Here is a 16,699-nt window from a genome sequence, read left to right as displayed (position 1 = left end):
GCTCATTCTTCTTGGGTGCCGGTATTTCCGGGAGGAGAGGCGAACGTTGGTTATTGTTTCGTTTGCAGAGCGTTCTTGAAGATCTTCCCGTCTTTCATAATGACGACAAGGTTCTTGGCTGGATCCGCTAGCAACCTGATGTCGGCGATGGGATCACCGTCGACCAGTAGCAGGTCAGCGAAAGCACCTTCCTCGACCACGCCGAGCTTGCCTGGGTACGGGTTGCGCTTTCCAGACATCGCCAACAGTTCGGCGTTGGTTCCAGTGGCCATTATGAGCGTTTCAGCGGGGCTGTACCAGCGTGTGAACTTGACCAGCAATTCGCCTTGGCGCTGCGCCAACTTCTGGGAGAACAGGATGTCGGTGCCGAACGCTGTTTTCAGATTGTACTTTTTTGCGAGTGCGATGGTCTTGTCCGTGCCCGCGAAGACAGTGAACGCCTTGGCCCGCTCTTGCGAACCCGGTGGAAACGCATCGGCCATCTCGTCCGGAAACGCCTGGGTGCTTAGCCAAATGCCTCGCTCGGCGATCAGCTTGGCAGTCGCTTCATCCATAAGGTGGCCGTGTTCGATGCACTTTACACCGGCAGCGATAGCGCGCTGGATCGAAGTCGACGTGTAGGCGTGCACGGTCACGTAAGTCCCCCAATTTTCCGCCGCTTCGACGGCTGCGCGCAATTCGGCTTCCGTGAAAGTGGTGGCATCAAGGGGGCTGTTGGGTGATGCCACTCCGCCACCCGCCGTGAGTTTGATCTGTGTCGCGCCTAACATGAGTTGTTCGCGTACCCGCACGCGGACTTCATCCGGGCTGTCCGCAATCATGGACGCTCCCGTCTGCTCTTGGCGCGTCGCTGGGTCACCTAGGGTTCGGGGCACTTCGTGTGAATGGCGGAAGTCACCGTGACCGCTGGTGACCGTGATTATAGCGCCAGACGGGTAGATGCGTGGCCCGACGACAATGTTCTCGTCGATGGCGCGTTTGAGCCCAAACGACGGTCCCCCTACGTCGCGAACGGTGGTGAACCCGCGCATTAGCGTGTCCGTTGCCTCGGCCCCTGCGATCAAGTTCAGATAGCCAAGGTCATCCGTGAGCAACGCTGCCGGTGTGGGCCGAACGAGCATCGCGTGCCAATGCGCATCGATGAGTCCCGGCATGAGCGTGCGCCCATCTCCGGCTATGAGCTGAGCGGGGGAACTCTCGTTGATCGGAATAGCGTCTTTAGAGATGGTCTCGATCGTGTTGCCGCGGATCAGAACATTCATGGTTCCGCTTAGCGTGTCGCTCTTGCCGTCGAAGATACGGACGTTCTCAAACAGTGTGAGAGCGGGCGACTCAGCGGCGTGCGCGGTATGTACGAGGCAAAACACAGCGGCAAAAGCAGTCGTTCGGCAAAACAACATTGGATCCTCGTGTGAAGCCCCCCAGTGTGCCTAGCGTAATCGGAACCTTGCCATCGAAGTTTAGAGTCTGCTCTCAGCTCACCGCCACGTGGTTAAAACTCACCTTATATGGGCGCCTAAATGTCAGTTGTGTCGGATGCGCGGTCGATCGCGCCTTCGCCGTCTACATGGCGCGGGGGGTAGGGATGGGAGGAGAAGCAAACAGGGTATTTCCACAATTATTTTTGAATTCAATTGTGGTCGGTAGTTTGAACTTTCTTTCTGGAACTGTGTAGTCCTCTATATTCGTCGGATAATCAGGATGGGTTTGGCAATATTTGAGGGTTTAGTGACGATGAAAAATCTAAATCGATACGCGGGCGGGAAAAGGTTCAATACAGTACTATAGAAGGCGAGTTTAGGGCTGTAGTTGAATCCTTTGTGGGTTCGCGGATATTCCTGACAGATGTCGTCTGCCTTAATCCTTCAGGAAGAAGGGCAACTGGCCAGCGTCTCCTAATTTCTCAATTTCGTTCTGCGGGCGGGGTTCAAACGGACTAGGGTGTTCGATCATCTGCTGCTGATAGGGCTGGAGATTTTTCAAGGGGATCGCAGTGATGGTTATACGCGCGCCGCGAACTGTAGTTGGTATGTGCGCGCTTTGCAGGAGCGATGCGGAGCTTCAGAATAGTCATTTCGTCCCGGCCGCACTATTCAAATCCGTAATTCAGGCATGTAGTCCGTATGCTGAAGCTCCGGTGATGGTTGATGTCATCGAAAATTCGGCAGTGCAGATCAACGCTCAATTCAGCAAGCACCTTCTTTGCTCCTCTTGCGAGGGGCGCTTTAGTCAGAACGGCGAAGATCATGTAATCTCGAATACTGTCCGTAACAATGGAGAATTTAGGCTGCGCGACGCTTTAAAGAGCACTGAGCGGTCATTGTCCAACAACGGAAGGTCAATATTTTTGGGAGGGGAGCTTCCTCCAGAACTCCGAGCCACTGCATATTATTACTTCTTTGTCAGTATCCTCTGGCGAGCTTCGGTTACAGATTGGCCTGGGGCGACCGGAGTGAAGAAGGGATGCCTAGGTGCAAAATATCAAGAGATGTTCCGGCGTTACTTGCTCGGTGAATTTAACCGCTTACCGAAGGTATCTGTCCGAGTACATGTAAACTTTGACACTGACCCGGACATTTTTCTAACTGTACCGACCCATGCAAAGGTGATCTTCGAGAATTTCAAGGTAAATCGTTATTCGTTTTACATGCCCGGAATTTGCTTTGTGGCTCATGTAGGAGGCAATCTCCCAACGCATAAACTTGACGGTATTTCTGCCCAAACGAGCTGTCCCATATTTATTGAGTCGCACCTCAAAGGAACGGAACTTAGACGACGGCTTGCCGAAGACGTGGCACGAGCTATTCCTAAGGGCAAGTTGGCCCGAGCGGATTAGGAGGCTAGGCGGCCAATGGTTCCACGCTCGACGTGGTCGCTGCCGGTGTTGCGCAGGAAGGGGAATCTTCGCGGCACCTTGGATCCCGGCAACACGTGCCGGGATGACGGTGTTGTAGGGGGATGGCTTGCGAAGCAGATGGCGGCCGGGTGCGACTTGCCAGATTTGTTTCGCAGCAAATCTGCGGAACGCCTCGGGCGTCTGCTTGCTGACGTGGTGCTTGGTTGTCTTCGATGTCAGGCGTGATGCCTAGCCGACATCAGGGCCGGACGAACTCATGGCGTTCGCGTGAGACTTGGGCGAGCACCAAGCTCCCTTAAAATGGCTTGCGGGCAGCGGCCACGAAACGCAGCGTCAATGCTTGGCCAGCCAGTCTTCTGCTTCCTGGAGCGTAAAAGAAAACTCGGCGTCGGGGATGCCTGAATGCGCCCGGTTGCCCTCCTTCTTGTTTACGAGGGCGAAGCGCCCGTGATGCGGGCCCTTTCCGACCTTTTCCAGATGGTAGCCTTTGCTCGCGGCGATACGGGTGACGTGCTTTTCCTGGGCATTGGTCATGGGCTCTCTCCCGAACGGCATGACCGATCTTAGACCAATTACAGTGCGCGCGGAGATCACTTCCGGTCTTGGGCAGTTGCGTCAGGTTCGCGATGTCCTTGCAGCGCGTCAATCGTGGGGACCTGGAAGCGAGGGATCGTCCTGTTGCCCACTCACAAAACCTCACCCGCCGCATAGCCGCTGGCCCAGGCCCATTGGAAATTGTAGCCGCCGAGCCAGCCGGTGACGTCAACGGCTTCGCCGATGGCGTAGAGCCCCGGCACCACTTTTGCCTCCATGGTGCGGGACGACAACGCGGCCGTGCTTATCCCTCCCGCTGTGACTTCCGCTTTGGCGAAGCCCTCGGTGCCGTTGGGCTGGAAGGGCCACGCCGCGAGCTGTTGCTCCACACCACGCAACGCGCGATCGGTGCAGTTGGCCAACTCGCCAGGCAGGGCGAGTCGGTCGGCCAGTACCGCTGCCAGCCGGTCGGGGAACACACTTGATAGGGCTGTGCGCAGTGAGACGCGCGGCTTTTGCCGCTTGAAGGTCACGAGCCAGTCGGCCGGGCTTTCAGGCAGGAAGTTGATCGCGATCGGTTGCCCGTGCGTCCAGTAGGACGAGATCTGGAGTATCGCGGGGCCGGACAGGCCCTTGTGCGTGAACAGGCAGGCTTCGCGAAACGCCGTCTTGCCGCAGCGCGCCACGACATCGGCGGACACGCCGCTCAAGGTGCTGAAGAGCTTTTCTTCGGCGGGCAACGTCAACGGGACGAGGGCGGGTTTGGGCTGGACGATCTTGAGGCCAAACTGACGGGCGAGGTCGTAGGCAAACCCCGTTGCGCCCATTTTGGGAATTGACGGTCCGCCTGTGGCGATGACCAAGGCAGGGGCCGCCGCGATCTGCTCGTCGGTTTTGATGTGGAAGTGCCCGTCCGCGTGACGGACGTCGCGGATCGTCTGGCTTAATCGGAGGGTTACGTCCCCCTTCGCGCATTCGTCGAGGAGCATCGCGACGATCTGTTTCGCGGAGCCATCGCAGAACAGTTGGCCGAGCGTCTTCTCGTGCCACGCGATGCCGTGGCGATTGACGAGCGCAATGAACTCCTGCGGCTGGTAGCGGCCAAGCGCGGACTTCGCGAAATGCGGATTGGCGGACAGATAGCAGCTGGGTGTCGTATGCAGATTTGTGAAATTGCACCGTCCACCGCCGGAGATCAGGATCTTTTTGCCCGGCTGGTCGGCGTGGTCGATCAAGAGGACGCGGCGCCCCCGTTGACCGGCGACGGCTGCACACATCAGACCGGCGCCACCTGCGCCGAGGATGATCGCATCGTAGATGTGAGGAGGTCTGGTCATAGCTCTCTGATGGCAGGAGTGCCCGCCCGGGTTGTGGACACTGCTTTACCAGATAGTCTGCCCAGCCGCGTAGCTTGCGCATGATTTAATGGAAGCGGTGGCGAATGGCATCGCTAGCAGCGTGGCACATGTGGACTGCGAGCCCTCCCGTGCCGAGAGGCTTAACCCTTCTTCTTCGCCATGAATTTCCGGAAGGCTTGCAGCGTTTCCTCGCTTACGTGGTGTTCGATGCCTTCGGCGTCGGCCTCGGCGGTGAATTCGTCAACTCCGAGCGCCATCAGGAAGTGGACGACGAGCTCGTGGCGCTCACGTGAGGTTTCAGCGAGTGCCTGACCTTCCTCCGTCAGAAAGATGGAGCGATAGGGTTTGGATGTGACAAAGCCCGCGCGCTGCAGGCGCGCGATCGTGTTGTTGACGGTGGCATTGGTGACGCCCAGATAGCTGGCGAGGTCGACGACGCGCGCTTCTCCGGTCCGGTCGATCAGTTCCGCGATCAACTCAACGTAATCTTCCGCCAACTCCATCTGATGCGCGTCGCGCACGCGCTGGAAACGCTCGGCCCGGAGTTTGGCCACGGTTTCCTTGTCAGCAGTCATGTCAGGCTCCCGAGTCTCGTCTCGCCTATTGTCTACCTCTGTTCGTAATTGACAACAAGTTTAGCACAAACTAACTATCAGTTCTAATGCTAATGGTTTCAGTATGTATGCTGTGGCGGATAGAGGGAGATGGCGGCCAGTGACGTGGACGGGACGAACGTTCAATCAAATGCGCGGCTTGCTGCTTTGTGCGCTGATGGTCGTGGTGGCCGCGACACCGCTCGCAGCGGCCACGCCAGGTAAGCGTCTTAAGATCGTTACAACGTTCACGGTGATTGAAGATATCGTAGCCAATGTCGCGGGAGATGCGGCGGATGTCGTTTCCATCACCAAGCCGGGTGCGGAAATTCACGGCTATCAGCCCACACCGGGCGATATCGTGAAAGCGCAATCCGCGGATCTGGTGGTTTGGAACGGGTTCAATCTGGAGCGCTGGTTCGAGCAGTTCTTTCAGAACTTGTCCAACGTGCCGAGCCTGACAATTAGCGACGGCATAAAGCCGATTGGGATCAACGATGGGCCTTACACAGGAAAGCCCAATCCGCACGCCTGGATGTCATCCAGCAATGCGCTGATCTATGTTGAGAACATCCGGGCGGCCTTGGTCAAACTCGATCCGGCCAACACGGAAACCTACGACCGCAATGCGGCGGACTATGCAGAGAAAATCAAAGCGCTCGACGCGCCTTTGCGGAAACGGCTTGCGGGCATTCCGGAAGCGAAGCGATGGCTTGTCACGTCTGAGGGCGCGTTCAGTTACCTGGCGCACGATTATGGGTTCAAGGAACTTTACTTGTGGCCAATCAATGCCGACCAGCAAGGCACGCCGCAGCAGGTTCGCAAGGTGATCGACCTTGTTAGAAAGCACGAGGTTCCGGTTGTGTTTAGCGAGAGCACGGTCTCTGACCGGCCGGCTCGCCAGGTCGCGAAGGAAACCGGGGCTGCGTATGGCGGCATTCTCTACGTTGACTCTCTGAGCGCCGCAGACGGACCGGTGCCATCCTATCTGAAGCTGCTTGAGGTGACGGTCGATACAATCGCAAAAGGATTTGGCCAGTGATGGATGTTGCCCGTGACAGCCGACAGAACCGAGAGGGCGAGCGGACGTCGCCCGCGTCCCCTCGGGCGACATCCTTGTCGGTTCGCGACGTAACAGTAACCTATCCCAATGGGACGACGGCCGTGCAGGACGCGTCCTTTGAGCTGCGTGCCGGCACGATCTGTGCGCTGGTCGGGGTGAACGGCAGTGGCAAATCCACCTTGTTCAAGGCGATCATGGGATTTGTGACGCCGCGTCAAGGAGCGGTTCGAATCTGCGGGCTTCCGATGCAGGAGGCACTGCGCGCCAATTTCGTCGCCTATGTGCCGCAGAGCGAGGAAGTCGACTGGAACTTTCCCGTGCTCGTCGAAGACGTCGTGATGATGGGCCGGTACGGCCACATGGGCTTTTTGCGTCTTCCTTCGAAGATGGATCACGCGAAGGTGGAGGAGGCTCTGGAGCGCGTCGGTATGGGCGCTTTCCGGAAACGCCAAATCGGGGAGCTCTCCGGTGGCCAGAAAAAGCGCGTGTTTCTTGCCCGGGCTCTGGCGCAGGAAGGGCGTATCATTCTGTTGGACGAGCCGTTCACCGGCGTCGATGTCAAAACCGAAACCGAGATCATTGGATTGATGAAAGAGCTGCGCGACCAGGGGCACGTGATGCTGGTCTCGACGCACAATCTCGGCAGTGTGCCCGACTTCTGCGATCAGGTGGTTCTTATCAATCGAACGATTCTTGCGGCAGGCCCGACGGCGCGTGTGTTTACGCAGGCCAATCTTGAGCGTGCCTTCGGCGGCGTGCTCAGGCACTTCCAGCTGGCGGGGACGGCTCTGCATGAAGACGATGACACGCGCAGCGTGACGGTGCTGACGGATGATGAGCGGCCGCTGGTCTTTTATGGACAGAAGCGGCCGGATCAAGGCCCGCTGCGGCGCAGTGAAGATGGTGAGCCGTCATGATCACTGAGCTGCTGGTTCCATTCAGCTACGATTATATGGTCAAGGCTATGTGGGTCAGCGCGCTCGTGGGTGGTGTCTGCGCGTTTCTGTCCGCGTATCTGATGTTGAAGGGATGGTCGCTGATGGGGGATGCCCTGGCCCATTCCATCGTGCCAGGTGTCGCAGCGGCCTATCTGATGCAATGGCCGTATGCGGCGGGTGCCTTCATTGCAGGCTTTCTCGCTTCTGCAGGTATGGCGTTCGTGCGGCAGCATACGCAATTGCGTGAAGACGCGACCATCGGCCTCGTCTTCACGACGTTCTTCGCTGCAGGTTTGTTGCTGGTTTCGCTTTATCCGACCTCGGTCAATGTCCAGACGATCGTGCTGGGCAATATCCTCGGTATTTCCGACGAGGATGCGCTGCAGGTCGTTATCATTTCGCTCGTCTCGGCGGCAGTGCTGCTCCTCAAATGGAAAGACCTGATGGTGGTCTTTTTCGATGAAGCCCATGCACGGACGGTGGGGCTGCAGCCGCGCGTTCTCAAGATTGTCTTCTTCACGCTGCTCTCGGCATGTACCGTTGCAGCGCTCCAAACGGTTGGATCCTGCCTTGTCATCGCGATGGTGGTGACACCGGGAGCCACCGCCTACCTGCTGTGTGACAGGTTTGAACGGCTTTTGATGTTGAGCGTCGCGATCGGTGTTGCGACGAGTTTTGTTGGGGCCTACCTCAGCTATTTCCTCGATGGTGCGACTGGAGGGGTGATCGTCACCTTGCAGACGCTGTTGTTCCTGGCGACCTTCTATTTGGCGCCGAAGCATGGTGTGCTGGCGTCACGGCGACGTATCAGCGGCGCGGTTGAGGTGAAGCCATGACCGAATGGTTTGACTTCATCACCGTGCCTTTGAGTTTCGGGTTCATGCAAAGGGCGCTTGTGGCCTCTGTGCTGATCGGCGCGGTTTGCTCCGTGCTGTCGTGCTACCTCGTGCTCAAGGGATGGTCCTTGATGGGCGATGCCATTTCGCATGCCGTGCTGCCCGGCATCGTTCTCGCCTATGTCGCAGGTTTGCCTTTGTCGTTCGGGGCGTTCGTTGCCGGGCTGACATGTGCCGGGTTGACCGGCTACCTCAAAGAGAACAGCCGCGTGAAGGAAGACACGGTGATGGGGATCGTGTTTTCCGGGATGTTCGGGTTTGGGCTCGTGCTGTTCACGAAGATCCATACGGACCAGCATCTGGATCATATTCTATTTGGCAATCTGCTTGGTGTCAGCGTTTCGGACCTGATCGAGATAGCGGTCATTGCAGGCGGCACGTTTCTCGTCGTGGCGCTGAAATGGCGTGATCTGCTGCTTTATTGCTTTGATCCTCAGCATGCGCGCGCTATCGGTCTGCCGGTGCGCGTCATCCACTACGGGCTTCTGGTCCTCCTGGCTCTGACCATTGTGACCTCGCTTAAAGCGGTTGGTATCATTCTCGTCGTGGCGATGCTGGTGGCGCCTGGCGCCATCGCGTTCCTGCTGACGACCAGCTTTGCACGCATGCTTGTTGTCGCCGCGGTTGTGGCCATCGGGTCGTGCATTACGGGTACGCTCATTAGTTTCCATATCGACGGAGCGACAGGGCCCTGTATCGTCCTTACGCAGTCAGCAGTTTTTATACTGGCCTTTCTGTTCGGTCACCGCGGCGTTCTTAGAACGCGGCGGATGATACAACGCGAGCAGCGCGAGGCGACTGATCAGCGACGTGCTGATCAGTTGGCGCAAGCAGGTGAACGTCGCCCCTCCGCGACCTGAGATCGTTTTATTCGGTTCGCCTTCCGCCTCGTTGAAGCAGGGCGGCAAACGCTTTCACAAAGATTTGGACAGGTGTCACGCCCGGAACAGCGTTCCGTTGGCGGAGCACGCATAGTCAGGCCATCGCAAACGACATGCCGGCACCGAGGTGCGGCTCATGATCAAGGGATATGAACGATGGCTAAGATTTCTACAAACTCTCGCCGCGCTGTCTCGGCAGTCGTTTTCGCCAGCACTCTGGTGTTTTCAGTTTCTCAGGCAGGTGCGGTCAGCTTGAGCGTCAAGCGCGCCTGCATCGGTGATTATCTCTCTTATTGCAGTGCCCATTCAGTCGGAAGCAGCTCTCTTCGCCAGTGTATGCGCGATGCTGGACCGCGTTTGTCGCGGGGGTGCGTCAATGCTCTCGTCGCAGCTGGTGAAGTTTCCAAAGCCGAGGTTTCGCGTCGCTCCGCACGCCGGTAGTTGGAGGGAGGTTTGACCCATGTACCGTAGGGAACAGCCTGCCGACTTATACTCAGGCATTCTCCAACCCCTAGATCGGCATATCGAACGCCGACACCCCTCAGGCGGTTGGAGAACGACAATGACGACGACAATTTTTGGTTTTGCGGCGGCGGCACTCGTTGCGATTATTTATTTTGCCGACCCGGCTGGGGCCGACAGAACTTCTCTTCGCGGTCGTCCCGAGACTTCGAAGATGGAAGTCCCTACAGGGACGTTGGATGCCTCCGACAATGAGGGACGACGTTTGGGTGGCGTCTCCGTTGTCGGACGTTTGCCGGGGCACTCGGCGGCGAATGACGATTAGTTACTTTCGCGAGTGCTGGATAATCGCATGTGGCGCGTCGCGGTCATTTTATAAGGGGCAATAGCTCCTTAAACGCTGGAGTATCGGCGCGTCCCAGCCACTCGAATATGACCATTTCCGTCGTGACGATGCCTGCGCCACTCGCCTGCAACCGGTCGAGGCATGCCTGTTCACTCGCTAGAGAGCGCGAAGAGGTCGCGTCGGTCACGACGAAAACCTCATAGCCTTCTTCCATCAACTGGGCGGCCGTCTGCATGACGCAGATATGTGCCTCCATGCCGGCGATAACCGCTTGCGGACGACCTAACTCCCGAAAGGCGTCGGCAAATCTCGGGTCTTCGAGACAGGAGAAATGAACCTTCTCGAGGACAGGCAGTCCTTGCGAAACATCCGCAATCTCACGGACCGTGTGGCCCAGGCCTTTCGGGTATTGCTCCGTGATCAGAACCGGGATGTCGAGGCGTCGAGCCGTTGTGAGAAGAAGCCGCGTGTTTTTAAGCGTACGAGCTGGGGCTTGCATTGCTGGGACGAGACGCTCCTGCATATCGATGACAATGAGACAGGAGGCTTCCGCTTTGATCAGCATGGGGGGGCTCGCTTTAGGTTCATTGACCGAGGTGGAAGGCTTTCGCGGAGGTTGAGATGCTCCTTAAATGCATGGGACCCATGCAATTTTGCAATGCGAAATGAATAGGAACGATTCTGTGATCGAATAGCTCTAGTGCAGAGGTAGACGCGGCGCACATGTTGGTATATGGCATACCACATTGATGCCTCCTTTTCGTCTTTTGAGAGTGGACGACAGGCTGGTTGCAACTTCCTCCCCTATGTACGGGTGGCCGCCTTAAATGGGCGTCCGCCCGTCTTTTTTTGCCAGCACAAGAATTTGCGGGGCACTGCTGCTGCCCCTCCAACCGATCGGGCGCAGAGATTGCTGTGACCGAAGGGTCGCATTCTCGCGTGCACGGTGGACACAGACTGCTGTGCATCTGCAAAAGTTGGCCGGCTGATCGTTGGATCGGGTGACCTGAGATACAGCAGAGGGGCTGCTTAGTGGGCTGCCCGTTGAAGCTCCACTTTCGTGTTCTTCCATCGTACCTCCCCTCCATGCCAAGCTTAATAGTCCGAGAGGCGGGTGGGGTGGCGTATTTGTGTTTGGCGCGATAGTAGGGTGATGCAACCGGCAGGTGTCGTGGCCTGCTTCTCGCCCATTCCTTTCATGATCTGATCATCGGAACTTAGCCGCATTCATGGCCCTACCTCCTTATCCTCACGCGCGCCGTACGGCATTGTTTTTGGATTTCGATGGCACTCTGGTCGATATTGTTGCCCGGCCGGATGCTGTAGCGCTTACGGAAGCGACGCGGGATGCTCTGGCAACGGTTGCGCGGCATGTAGACGGGGCGCTCGCTATTGTCACCGGGCGCGATATTGCGACCATTGATGCGTTCGTTGCGCCGTTGCGGTTTCCGATAGCTGGGGTGCATGGCTTCACGCGCCGGGATGCAGTGGGCAGGGTTCAAATGCCTCAGCTGGACGGGGATCTGCTCGACAAATTGAAAGACGGCCTTCGGCTGCTTTGCAGTGAAAACGAAGGGCTGCTCCTGGAAGAGAAGGCCGGAAGTGTGGCTCTACATTTTCGGGCAAGACCGGAGCTTGAGGACGTGTGCATTGCGACCATGGAACGGATTGTCGATGGAGCAGGCGGTTTTCGCGTGAGCCGCGGCAAGATGGTGGTCGAAGCCCGTCCGAAGGATGCGAATAAAGGAGCCGCTGTTACAGCCTTTATGCGCGAGGCTCCGTTCTTAGGACGCGTGCCACTGTTTGCGGGCGACGATGTTACGGATGAAGATGCGTTTGCCGCCGTCAATGCGGCTGGTGGGATCTCGATCAAGGTTGGTGACGGTCTCACAGCGGCGTCCTATCGGGCGCCCACGACCGCTGCGTTCGTCGCTTGGCTGGTTGATTATGCGCAGCACCTCGAAGGGGAAGGATCGTGAACGGTCTTGATCTGGGCCTGATCGGAAACTGCAGTATCGGGGCTCTCATTGATAAAAAAGCTTCGATCGTATGGTGCTGTTTGCCGCGGTTTGATGGTGACCCGGTGTTTCATTCATTGCTGGCGGGTGACGGCAATCCATCCGGGCAGGGCATGTTTGCGATCGAAGTCGTCGATTTCGTTAGTAGCGAGCAGGCCTATTTACCCAACACTGCCATTCTAAGAACAGTTCTCAATGGGGCTTCGGGCAGTATCGAAGTTTTGGACTTTGCGCCGCGGTTTAAGTGGCGAGATAGAGCGTTTCGCCCGCAGATGCTGGTGCGCCGAGTTCGTCCATTGTCCGGCACGCCGCGTGTTCGCATTAAAGTACGGCCACAGTTCAACTATGGCGGGACGACACCGACTATTACATTCGGATCGAACCATGTTCGGTACGTTGGTCCTGAAACGACGTTGCGGCTCACAACGGATGCTCCAGTCGACTACGTGCGTTCGGAAACGGCCTTTAATCTGGACGGGCCGTTGAACCTGATCCTCGGGCCGGACGAGACGCTGAGCGACGGTGCCAGTGAAACTGCGCAGATGTTCGAGACTCGGACGCATGACTACTGGCGCAACTGGACACATAGGCTCGCTGTTCCGCTCGATTGGCAAGATGCCGTCGTGCGCGCGGCGATAACGTTGAAGCTATGTAGCTACGAGCCAACCGGCGCGATTGTTGCTGCCATGACGACAAGTATTCCGGAGGCGCCGGGAACGCAGCGCAACTGGGACTATCGGTTCTGTTGGATTCGTGACGCCTTTTTCGTGGTGCGTGCGCTCAATAGCCTCTCGGCTGTGCGTACCATGGAAAACTACTTCGGTTGGATCATGAATGTCGTCTCCAATGCCAACGGGGGACACATTCAACCCGTCTACGGTATCGGGTTAGAGGACCGGCTGACCGAGCGTGTTGTCGACACGCTTGATGGGTTCAAGGGGATCGGTCCCGTGCGGATCGGCAATCAGGCCTACGAACATTTCCAGCACGATACTTACGGCAATCTCGTTCTGGGTGCGTCGCAAGCTTTCTTTGACACGCGGCTTTTTATGCGCGCTGGGTATGAGGATTTTGAGCGGCTCGAACGGGTCGGTGAGAAGGCCTACGAGCTTCACGATCAGCCAGATGCGGGCATGTGGGAGTTGCGCTCGCGTGCACGCGTTCACACGTCATCGAGCGTCATGTGCTGGGCGGCCTGTGACCGTCTCGGAAAGATTGCTTTGTACATGGGCCTTACTGATCGGGCGCGTTTTTGGGCCGAGCGAGCAGCACGCATTCGCCAGGTCATTCTCGAGCGTGCCTGGTCTGGGAAACGGCAGGCGTTTGTCGAGAGCTTTGAAGGGGAGTACCTGGATGCAGGGGTTCTCCTGATGGGTGAGGTCGGTATCATCGATCCCTTGGATCCCCGTTTTGTCTCGACCATCCAGGAGATGGAAAAGGTGTTGGGGCGTGGCCCCTTCATGATGCGTTACGAGGAGGCTGATGATTTTGGCGCCCCTGAAACGGCCTTTAACGTCTGCGCCTTTTGGCGGATTGATACTCTTGCACGCATGGGACGGAAGGATGAGGCGCGGGAGCTGTTCACGGCGTTGTTGGCGGCGCGTACGTCTCTCGGCCTAATGTCGGAAGATACGGATTACAAAACCGGTGCGCCGTGGGGCAACTTTCCGCAGACGTACTCTATGGTCGGGATCATAAATGGTGCCGTGCGCTTGTCGCGCCCATGGGAGGCTGCCGTTTAGCGATTGAAAACGCGCCGGTATTCGGGAAGGTGAGTGGACGCTCTGGCCTTTCCGTGTAATGGCCACGACAGTAGAGGGTCAGCCAAGTGAAACGCTGGAAGCTGATTGCAGATGTCGGTGGTACCAATGCACGCTTTGCGCGGTCTGCAGGGCCCGGCGACCTGCAGCACGTCAAGAAGCTGAACGTAAGCGATTTTCCGACTTTCCACTCAGCACTCCAGGCCTATCTCGAGGGCGTTGATTGCGGCCAATGCACGGGCGGATCTATTTCCGCGGCGGGCCCGGTTAACCGGGATGAAGTTGTCCTGACAAACGCGCCATGGCGTATTGCAGCTAGTGACGTTGCAAGTGTGTTGGGCGATAGGCCCGTGATGCTCTTCAACGATCTTGAAGCTGTTGCACTCGCCTTGCCTCATCTCACTTCTGATGACGTCCGCAAGCTTGGTGGGCCTCCGCCCGATCTGGATGCCAAGGCGACGCGGCTGGCCGTTAACGTTGGAACAGGTTTGGGAGCGGCGGCGGCCGTGCCCATCGGCGGCGCCTGGCTTTGCGTGCCGAGCGAAGCGGGACACATTTCTTATGCTGCAACAACGGCAGACGAGGAGAAGCTGCTTGGTTCCATCGGATCGGTTGAGGACTTGCTTTCCGGTCGTGGAATTCGCCGTCTTCATAAGGAGCTGAGCGGAACGGTCGAGGAGGATCACTCTGTTCCGGAGGATGCAGCGATCTTCAGAGGGGCCGGGATAGACACGGTTTCTGCTGAAGCACTTGAGATTTTCACGCGGGTTCTCGCACGTGTCAGCGGCGATCTCGTTCTGGCGACGGCCTCGTGGGGCGGCGTATTCTTTTGCGGCAGCGTCGCGCGCGCGTGGAGCGACGTTGCGGATATTGGCGCTTTTCGTGCGACCTTCGAAAGCAAGGGAGCAATGACGGCGCGCATGGGAAATGTGGGAACCAGTCTGATCCTGCTCCCGGAGCCGGCCCTTTATGGTCTTACCTTTGCAACCGGGCGTCGCCCCTAGAGGATCGCCTAGGCGGTTCGTTCCGGGATCAAGTAGCTCGTGCGGCTATGTTCGAGGGCAGTCAAGAAATCCTTTTGCCACTTGAAGACATCGAAGTTGTTGATCTTTGTGCGCAATGCGTAATTGCGGTGTTTGCGCTCGCTTTGATGCATAATGAGCGCGGCGTGCAGAGCTTCGGCCACTTCGTCGGTGTCGAAGGGATTGACGATCAGTGCCTCGGTGAGTGTTTCAGCGGCACCCGCGAATTTAGATAGTACGAGCACACCAGGATCGTCCGGATCCTGCGCGACTACATATTCCTTGGCGACGAGGTTCATGCCATCCCGGACAGGGGTTACCAAACCAATGCGACTTGCACGGAAAATCGCAGCGAGACGGTCGCGTTCCACTGATCGGTTGATGTAGCGAACGGGCGTCCAGTCGAAGTTTCCATAGCGGCCGTTGATTGCTCCTGTCAGACGTTCGAGTTCTTCTCGGATGTCCACATAAGCGTCGACATCCTCGCGCGTCGGCTGGGCGACCTGCATCAATGACGCCGCATTCCGCCATTCAGGATGCAACTCCAGGAGCCGTTCAAATGCACGGACGCGTTCGGGCAACCCCTTGGAATAGTCTAGGCGATCGACTCCGATGATGAGGGCGAGCCCCGGATCGCGGACCTTCATTGACTCAACGATGCGATCCGATTGCGGGGAGTGTGCAACCTCGGCGAAGTGGTCCGCGTCTATGCCGACCGGGAATACACCTGCAGTGAGCTCCCGATCCCCGCATATCAATCGGTCCAGTGGCAGGAACGTCGTGTTCCCGAGCTGCAGCAGATAGCGTTTGAAATTATTGAGATCCGTCTGCGTTTGGAAGCCAACGAGATCATAGGCAAAGATCGAGTCGATCAGCCATTCATGTTCTGGCGTGGCCGTGAGAATCTCGATGGGTGGAAAGGGGATGTGGAGGAAAAAGCCAATGCGCTGTGTCACGCCGCGTTTTCGCAGTTCGCTGCCGAGTGGTATCAGGTGAAAATCGTGAATCCAGAGGATGTCGTCAGGGAGCAATAACTTCTCGATTTCGGCGGCAAACCGGGCGTTGGTATGCCGGTATGACTCGAGAAACTCGTTGGAGAACTCCGCGAGGTCCAACCTGTAGTGACAGACCGGCCAGAGCGTTCGGTTTGCGAAGCCGTGATAGTAGTTTTCGAATTCGCTTCGTGAGAGTGGGACGGTGACTGTCGTGACATTGTCCAGACTGGTCGTTGTGGGCACGTCAGGTTCGCCATCTTCAACGACGTCTCCACTCCAGCCGAACCAAACACCTCCGCGTTGGCGTAGGGCCTCTCCTACGGCGACTGCTAATCCGCCGCTTTGTTTGGCGACGCTCAAATCGGCAACCCGATTGGATGCAACGACGAGACGGCTCACAATTACTGTCTCCGACGAGATCGTCGGTCCTGTGTCTGATGTGAACTTTTGGTCTGATTAGGCCTGCATTATTCAATTTTAATTTGTGCAGTGCAACGCAGTTAAGCTCGTATAGTTCCTTAACACGCCCCGTATGCTCCGGTTCGGATCAGGATCGGCTTGATATAAATTAGTGATTTGAAGGCCCGGCGTATCCGCTGTTTGCGAATACGCCGGACTCACGCAGCTGGGGGGATGCTGCGTCCGCGCCGAACTTTAGGCCCGGGCGGGATTTGCCGCGTGGTGAGGGAACATCCACGCGGTCTATCGGCGCCTACTCGGGGGCTTGGGGGGCGCCGAAGATGTGTGCCCTGCGATCAGCGTTTTGTGCGCTAAGGATCAAAGAGCGAATTATCTTGGTGGGCACGCTTACACTAGGATCGATGTGAGTGCGATCTAGCTGAATATGCTGTGGAATGCCGTCGATCTATCGCGGTATATAGAACGCCGATATATGACGGGAAAAATTCCATTGTTTTCGAAGTAAACTTGCCACACTCCTTGGGATTACCATAACTTCAATCGCAATCAATAAGTT

16 protein-coding genes are annotated in these 16,699 nt (G+C 57.4%); 9 read left to right on the top strand and 7 right to left on the bottom strand.

Annotated elements, in window-relative coordinates:
• Window positions 1-50: 50 nt before the first annotated feature.
• Entirely contained in the window at window positions 51-1,400 is a 1,350-nt protein-coding gene (locus tag BLS30_RS06270; RefSeq protein ID WP_090227543.1) for a metal-dependent hydrolase family protein, read from the bottom strand.
• A gap of 740 nt (window positions 1,401-2,140) precedes the next feature.
• Between BLS30_RS06270 and BLS30_RS06265 the strand changes: the two genes are divergently transcribed.
• A complete protein-coding gene (locus BLS30_RS06265) occupies window positions 2,141-2,836 on the top strand; it encodes a hypothetical protein (protein WP_139165297.1) in 696 nt (231 codons plus the stop codon).
• A gap of 354 nt (window positions 2,837-3,190) precedes the next feature.
• Here BLS30_RS06265 and BLS30_RS06255 read toward each other — a convergent pair whose 3' ends face one another.
• The 3 genes from BLS30_RS06255 to mntR all read right to left on the bottom strand — a co-directional run bounded on the left by BLS30_RS06255 (window position 3,191) and on the right by mntR (window position 5,324).
• On the bottom strand, window positions 3,191-3,391 hold the full coding sequence (locus BLS30_RS06255) for a hypothetical protein (RefSeq protein WP_090227535.1): 201 nt from the start codon (window positions 3,389-3,391) through the stop codon (window positions 3,191-3,193).
• Window positions 3,392-3,543: 152 nt separating this feature from the next.
• The gene (locus BLS30_RS06250; RefSeq protein ID WP_090227533.1) at window positions 3,544-4,728 is read right to left on the bottom strand and encodes a BaiN/RdsA family NAD(P)/FAD-dependent oxidoreductase; all 1,185 of its coding nucleotides are present in this window, start codon (window positions 4,726-4,728) and stop codon (window positions 3,544-3,546) included.
• Window positions 4,729-4,889: 161 nt separating this feature from the next.
• Entirely contained in the window at window positions 4,890-5,324 is a 435-nt protein-coding gene (gene mntR, locus BLS30_RS06245) for a manganese-binding transcriptional regulator MntR (protein WP_090227530.1), read from the bottom strand.
• A 169-nt stretch (window positions 5,325-5,493) separates the two neighbouring features.
• Between mntR and BLS30_RS06240 the strand changes: the two genes are divergently transcribed.
• From BLS30_RS06240 to BLS30_RS06215, 5 genes are all read left to right on the top strand, one after another.
• A complete protein-coding gene (locus BLS30_RS06240; protein ID WP_090227528.1) occupies window positions 5,494-6,384 on the top strand; it encodes a metal ABC transporter substrate-binding protein in 891 nt (296 codons plus the stop codon).
• Window positions 6,384-7,322: a manganese/iron ABC transporter ATP-binding protein gene (locus BLS30_RS06235; RefSeq protein ID WP_046476000.1), complete on the top strand. Its 939-nt coding sequence runs from the start codon at window positions 6,384-6,386 to the stop codon at window positions 7,320-7,322. Before BLS30_RS06240 ends, BLS30_RS06235 begins: the two co-directional genes overlap by 1 nt.
• Window positions 7,319-8,179, top strand: coding sequence for a metal ABC transporter permease (locus BLS30_RS06230; RefSeq protein ID WP_090227525.1), 861 nt, complete (start codon window positions 7,319-7,321; stop codon window positions 8,177-8,179). Before BLS30_RS06235 ends, BLS30_RS06230 begins: the two co-directional genes overlap by 4 nt.
• Window positions 8,176-9,099: a metal ABC transporter permease gene (locus BLS30_RS06225; protein WP_090227522.1), complete on the top strand. Its 924-nt coding sequence runs from the start codon at window positions 8,176-8,178 to the stop codon at window positions 9,097-9,099. The genes BLS30_RS06230 and BLS30_RS06225 overlap by 4 nt, the downstream gene beginning before the upstream one ends.
• A 583-nt stretch (window positions 9,100-9,682) precedes the next feature.
• Window positions 9,683-9,907, top strand: coding sequence for a hypothetical protein (locus tag BLS30_RS06215; RefSeq protein WP_046476012.1), 225 nt, complete (start codon window positions 9,683-9,685; stop codon window positions 9,905-9,907).
• 43 nt (window positions 9,908-9,950) lie between these two features.
• Here the strand turns inward: BLS30_RS06215 and BLS30_RS06210 are convergent, their stop codons facing one another.
• Both BLS30_RS06210 and BLS30_RS18415 read right to left on the bottom strand, forming a co-directional pair.
• A complete protein-coding gene (locus BLS30_RS06210) occupies window positions 9,951-10,493 on the bottom strand; it encodes a hydrolase (RefSeq protein ID WP_046476017.1) in 543 nt (180 codons plus the stop codon).
• Between the two features lie 530 nt (window positions 10,494-11,023).
• A complete protein-coding gene (locus BLS30_RS18415) occupies window positions 11,024-11,155 on the bottom strand; it encodes a hypothetical protein (RefSeq protein WP_280140618.1) in 132 nt (43 codons plus the stop codon).
• A gap of 2 nt (window positions 11,156-11,157) precedes the next feature.
• On the opposite strand from BLS30_RS18415, the gene otsB reads away from it, so the two are divergent.
• The 3 genes from otsB (at window position 11,158) to BLS30_RS06195 (ending at window position 14,710) form a co-directional block, all read left to right on the top strand.
• Entirely contained in the window at window positions 11,158-11,907 is a 750-nt protein-coding gene (otsB, locus tag BLS30_RS06205; RefSeq protein WP_090227516.1) for a trehalose-phosphatase, read from the top strand.
• Window positions 11,904-13,688: a glycoside hydrolase family 15 protein gene (locus BLS30_RS06200; RefSeq protein WP_090227512.1), complete on the top strand. Its 1,785-nt coding sequence runs from the start codon at window positions 11,904-11,906 to the stop codon at window positions 13,686-13,688. The genes otsB and BLS30_RS06200 overlap by 4 nt, the downstream gene beginning before the upstream one ends.
• A gap of 86 nt (window positions 13,689-13,774) precedes the next feature.
• Window positions 13,775-14,710, top strand: a complete 936-nt coding sequence (locus BLS30_RS06195; protein WP_090227509.1) for a glucokinase — start codon at window positions 13,775-13,777, stop codon at window positions 14,708-14,710.
• A gap of 8 nt (window positions 14,711-14,718) precedes the next feature.
• On the opposite strand, the gene BLS30_RS06190 is transcribed toward BLS30_RS06195, so the two are convergent.
• Complete coding sequence (locus tag BLS30_RS06190) at window positions 14,719-16,122, bottom strand: alpha,alpha-trehalose-phosphate synthase (UDP-forming) (RefSeq protein ID WP_090227506.1); 1,404 nt, start codon at window positions 16,120-16,122, stop codon at window positions 14,719-14,721.
• Window positions 16,123-16,699 lie beyond the last annotated feature (577 nt).

Source organism: Filomicrobium insigne, assembly GCF_900104305.1.
GTDB lineage: Bacteria > Pseudomonadota > Alphaproteobacteria > Rhizobiales > Hyphomicrobiaceae > Filomicrobium > Filomicrobium insigne.
Note: the sequence above shows the minus strand (reverse complement) of the source record. Positions and strands in the feature narration are given on the sequence as shown.